At 64.9% G+C, this 3685-nt stretch carries 5 protein-coding genes; 3 read left to right on the plus strand and 2 right to left on the minus strand.

The annotated features are described in order from the left end of the window. Nucleotides 1-185, minus strand: a 185-nt coding sequence (locus tag JOZ76_RS19030) for a hypothetical protein (protein WP_291700758.1), incomplete at its 3' end; no start/stop codon positions are given. A 54-nt stretch (nucleotides 186-239) separates the two neighbouring features. Here JOZ76_RS19030 and JOZ76_RS19035 point away from each other — a divergent pair. Genes JOZ76_RS19035 through JOZ76_RS19045 form a run of 3 tightly spaced genes read left to right on the plus strand, consistent with a single transcriptional unit; the run spans nucleotide 240 to nucleotide 3390 of the window. Then, nucleotides 240-1451, plus strand: a complete 1212-nt coding sequence (locus tag JOZ76_RS19035; protein ID WP_291700760.1) for a tyrosine-type recombinase/integrase — start codon at nucleotides 240-242, stop codon at nucleotides 1449-1451. Beyond that, nucleotides 1445-2362 carry a tyrosine-type recombinase/integrase gene (locus JOZ76_RS19040; RefSeq protein WP_291700762.1) on the plus strand — a complete coding sequence of 306 codons (918 nt, stop codon included), beginning with the start codon at nucleotides 1445-1447 and terminating at the stop codon, nucleotides 2360-2362. Before JOZ76_RS19035 ends, JOZ76_RS19040 begins: the two co-directional genes overlap by 7 nt. Then, a complete protein-coding gene (locus JOZ76_RS19045; protein WP_291700764.1) occupies nucleotides 2359-3390 on the plus strand; it encodes a tyrosine-type recombinase/integrase in 1032 nt (343 codons plus the stop codon). The genes JOZ76_RS19040 and JOZ76_RS19045 overlap by 4 nt, the downstream gene beginning before the upstream one ends. A 100-nt stretch (nucleotides 3391-3490) precedes the next feature. Here JOZ76_RS19045 and JOZ76_RS19050 read toward each other — a convergent pair. Further along, a partial coding sequence (locus JOZ76_RS19050; protein ID WP_291700766.1) for a hypothetical protein occupies nucleotides 3491-3685 on the minus strand: 195 nt, incomplete at its 5' end.

Here is a 3685-nt window from a genome sequence, read left to right on the forward strand (position 1 = left end):
GAAGAAAGTCGCAGAACGGCCGTTGCGGGATCGAGGCCGGCGAGCGACCGCGAGCGCATCGTGGCGTCTGATCCGCCAGCACCAGGCCGCAGGGAGCGGCGGTCCCAAGCCGTCAAGGAGAGCCTTGGTTCAGGCACCTTCCCCGCGATGGTCGGCTCACCCGCCAGCCGCAACGACAGCGCCATTTAATCATCCGAGGCAACGGCATAGTCGGCGTCCTCTCAACCGAAGGAGGCCCAATGCCAAAGCACAATCGCGGGATGCCGAGACGCGTGAAGGGGCGGCTGCACATGGCCGCTGCTTACGTCGAGGACTTCAAGAGCTGGCTGCGCGACGGCGGATACAAAGAAACAACCATCAAGGAGGGCGTGCGCCTGCTCGCCTGCTGGACCGACTGGGCCCACGCCGGCGGCTTTACGATCGACACGATCTTGGCCGGCTTCGAGGCATCAGCGACAGCATTCAAGGGCAGAAAGACTGCTAAGCGGACGCTGGGCGCCGCTGCACTGTTCATCCGCTATCTCCGGGACCGGAAGCTGCTTCCTCAACCGGAGAGGCCGCCCGCCGCAACCGAGATCTGGCCGCTTCTCGGCTCATTCCGCGAGTGGATGCGTCACCATCGCGGGATAGCCGATTCAACGCTCGGCCTCTGGCAGCCGATCGTTATCGACTTCCTCAAAGCTCTCGGCGACGATCCTAGCGCCTTCACCGCAGAGGCGGTGCGGACGTTCGTGCTTCAACGTGCCAAGCCGCATAGTTTGGCGCACGCGAAGAACATCGCGGTCGCCACCCGCGCTTTCCTGCGCTTCTTGGTGGCGACCGGACAGTGCCCGACGGGGCGGGAATATGCCGTTCCCAGCTTTGCCCACTGGCGGCTGGCGACGGTTCCGCGCTTCCTCGCCGCGGAAGATATCGCGCGAGCGATTGCGGCTTGCGCAGGCGAAAGCCGGCTTCGCGACAGGGCGATCGTTCTGCTGCTCGCACGTCTAGGCCTTAGAGCGAGCGAGGTCGCGAACCTCAAGTTCGAGGATTTCGATTGGAACAACGGGCGCCTTGCCATCTCGGGAAAATCCAGGCGTGAGGAGTGGCTGCCGCTCACACAAGAAGTTGGCGATGCGGTCGTCGCCTATATCGAACGGTCCCGGCCGCGCTTGCCGACAAGCCGGCTGTTCATCACGGATGCGGCACCGTTGCGGCCGCTGACCCGCATTGCCGTTAAATGCATCGTGCGCCGCACGTTGACGAGGGCCGGGATCGTGAGCGCCCACAAAGGCGCTCACGTCCTACGCCACTCTGCCGCTTCGGCAATGCTGCGGTCCGGGGTCAGTCTGACAGGTGTAGGCGCGGTGCTGCGTCACCGGTCACCCGTGATGACGATGCATTACGCCAAAGTGGACTTCGGACTTCTATCGGAGATTGCGCAGCCCTGGCCGGGGAGGCAGCCATGCTGAGCGAGGATATCGAACGCTATCTGGCGCTCCGCCAGTCGTTGGGCTTCAAGCTTGACCTGCCGTCGCGACGGCTGCGGGCATTCGCCCGCTTTGCGGCTGCCTCGGGCGATACGCATGTGCGGGCGGCCACAGCCGTGGCTTGGGCGGCGACGGCGCCTTCGCGAGGCCAGCGCCATCGATGGCTTGGCATTGTGGCGCAGCTGGCGCAGTTCCTTCAGGCCGAGGACCCCGCCCATGAAGTGCCGCCGGCGAACCTGTTCGCCACTCCGAAGACCAGGCCTTCGCCTTATATTTATACGCAGGAGGAGCTGATCCGCATCGTCGATGCGGCGGGTCGGCTCCGTCCCAACAAGCTCAACCCCCTTCGGCAGCAGACCTATGCGACGCTGTTCGGCCTCATCGCCGCGACCGGGCTGCGTGTGTCCGAAGCCTTGAACCTCAAGATTGACGATCTTCTGCCCGGCGGCATTCTTCGAATCAGGGAGACCAAGTTCTGCAAGAGCCGGCTCGTGCCCTTGCACGAAACCGTCGTCTCGGCGCTTGGCCGCTATCTCAAGATGCGATCCCGCGTCGCCGGCGCGGACGATCATGTATTTCTGTCGGCGGGAGGCAGGCGGCTCCCCCGCAACACGGCGAGCGGCGCGTTCTGGCAGGTTCTGCGGCTTGCCGACATCGCTCCGGGGCGGGCGCGACGGCCACGCATTCACGATCTCAGGCACAGCTTCGCGACGCGCGTCCTGGAGCAATGCGCCACACGGCGTGATGCGGTCGCGCGCCACTTTGTTGCTCTGGCGACCTATCTGGGTCACGCGCATGCCGGCTCGACCTATTGGTATCTCCAGGCTACGCCGCAGCTGTTGACCGATATCGCCAGTGCCACCGAGGCGCTGGCGCGCGAGGAAGTCGCATGACCCTCATCGCCCCGCTCATCACCGGCTTCCTGCGCGAGCACATGCCGCGCCAGCGAGGATACAGCACCCACAGCTGCGAGACGTATGCCCATGGCTTCCGGCTCCTGCTCGCGTTCGCTGCCAAGCGTACCGGGACACAGCCGTCCCAGCTTCACATCGAACAGCTTGATGCGGCTTTGATCCTCGACTTCCTGGTTCATCTGGAGGGCGAGCGCGGCAACGGTGCCGCCAGCCGCAACGCGCGCTTGGCGGCGATCAAGTCCTTCATGCGCTATGTCGAATACCGGGTGCCCTCCGCTCTCGAGCAGATCGGTCAGATCCGTGCCATCCCGACCAAGCGCCACGATCAGAAGCTTGTTCGTCACCTGGAAATGGAGGAGGTGCGCGCGATCCTGAATGCGCCGGACCTTGCAACGCGCTTGGGAGTCCGTGATCGGGCGATGTTGCATCTCTGCTTTGCTGCCGGGCTGCGCGTCTCGGAACTGGTCGGTGCCATGCTGGAGAACCTGTCTCTCCAGGGGCCGCCGAGCATTCTGGTCCGAGGCAAGGGCCGCAAGGAGCGATGTCTTCCCCTGTGGAAGGAAACGGCGGCCGATCTGCGGGCTTGGCTGACGGTGCGAGGCGATGTTCGCGCGCCCGAGCTGTTCGTCAATGCGGAGGGGAAGCCAATGACACGGGCCGGCTTCGAATACGTGCTGGACAAGCACGCTCGCACAGCCGCCGCGACTTGCGCCTCCTTGCGCGGACGCACCGTGTCTCCTCATCTGCTCCGGCACAGCTGTGCGGTGATCATGTTGCGGGCCACGCACGACATCCGAAAAGTCGCCTTGTGGCTGGGTCACGCCGACATCCGCACCACGGAAATCTATCTGCGGATGGACACCTCCGAGAAGCTGGAAGCACTCGAGGCCGTGCTACCACCGGAGCTGCGGCGGGGCCGGTTCAAGCCTCCGGATGCGCTGATCGCCTCTCTATTGGATGACGCGTCCGGCGCCGGTATGAGGAGAACCGCCAGCGCATCTCGATGACGATCCGCGTTGTCTCTCAGCCCCTCCGGCCGCTTGATTGCCAATTGCCGCCGCCACGCGCGGGCCCGGCAGGTGCAATTCTGTCGCGCGGCCGAAGCTTTTACATCAACGCGCGCGCGGTGATCTGGTGCTCAGCATGTGTTATCGCCGCGGGGAAGGTGCCTGAACCAAGGCTCTCCTTGACGGCTTGGGACCGCCGCTCCCTGCGGCCTGGTGCTGGCGGATCAGACGCCACGATGCGCTCGCGGTCGCTCGCCGGCCTCGATCCCGCAACGGCCGTTCTGCGACTTTCTTC

Origin of the sequence: Bradyrhizobium sp. (assembly GCF_019244115.1) — a bacterium.
Lineage (GTDB): Bacteria > Pseudomonadota > Alphaproteobacteria > Rhizobiales > Xanthobacteraceae > Bradyrhizobium.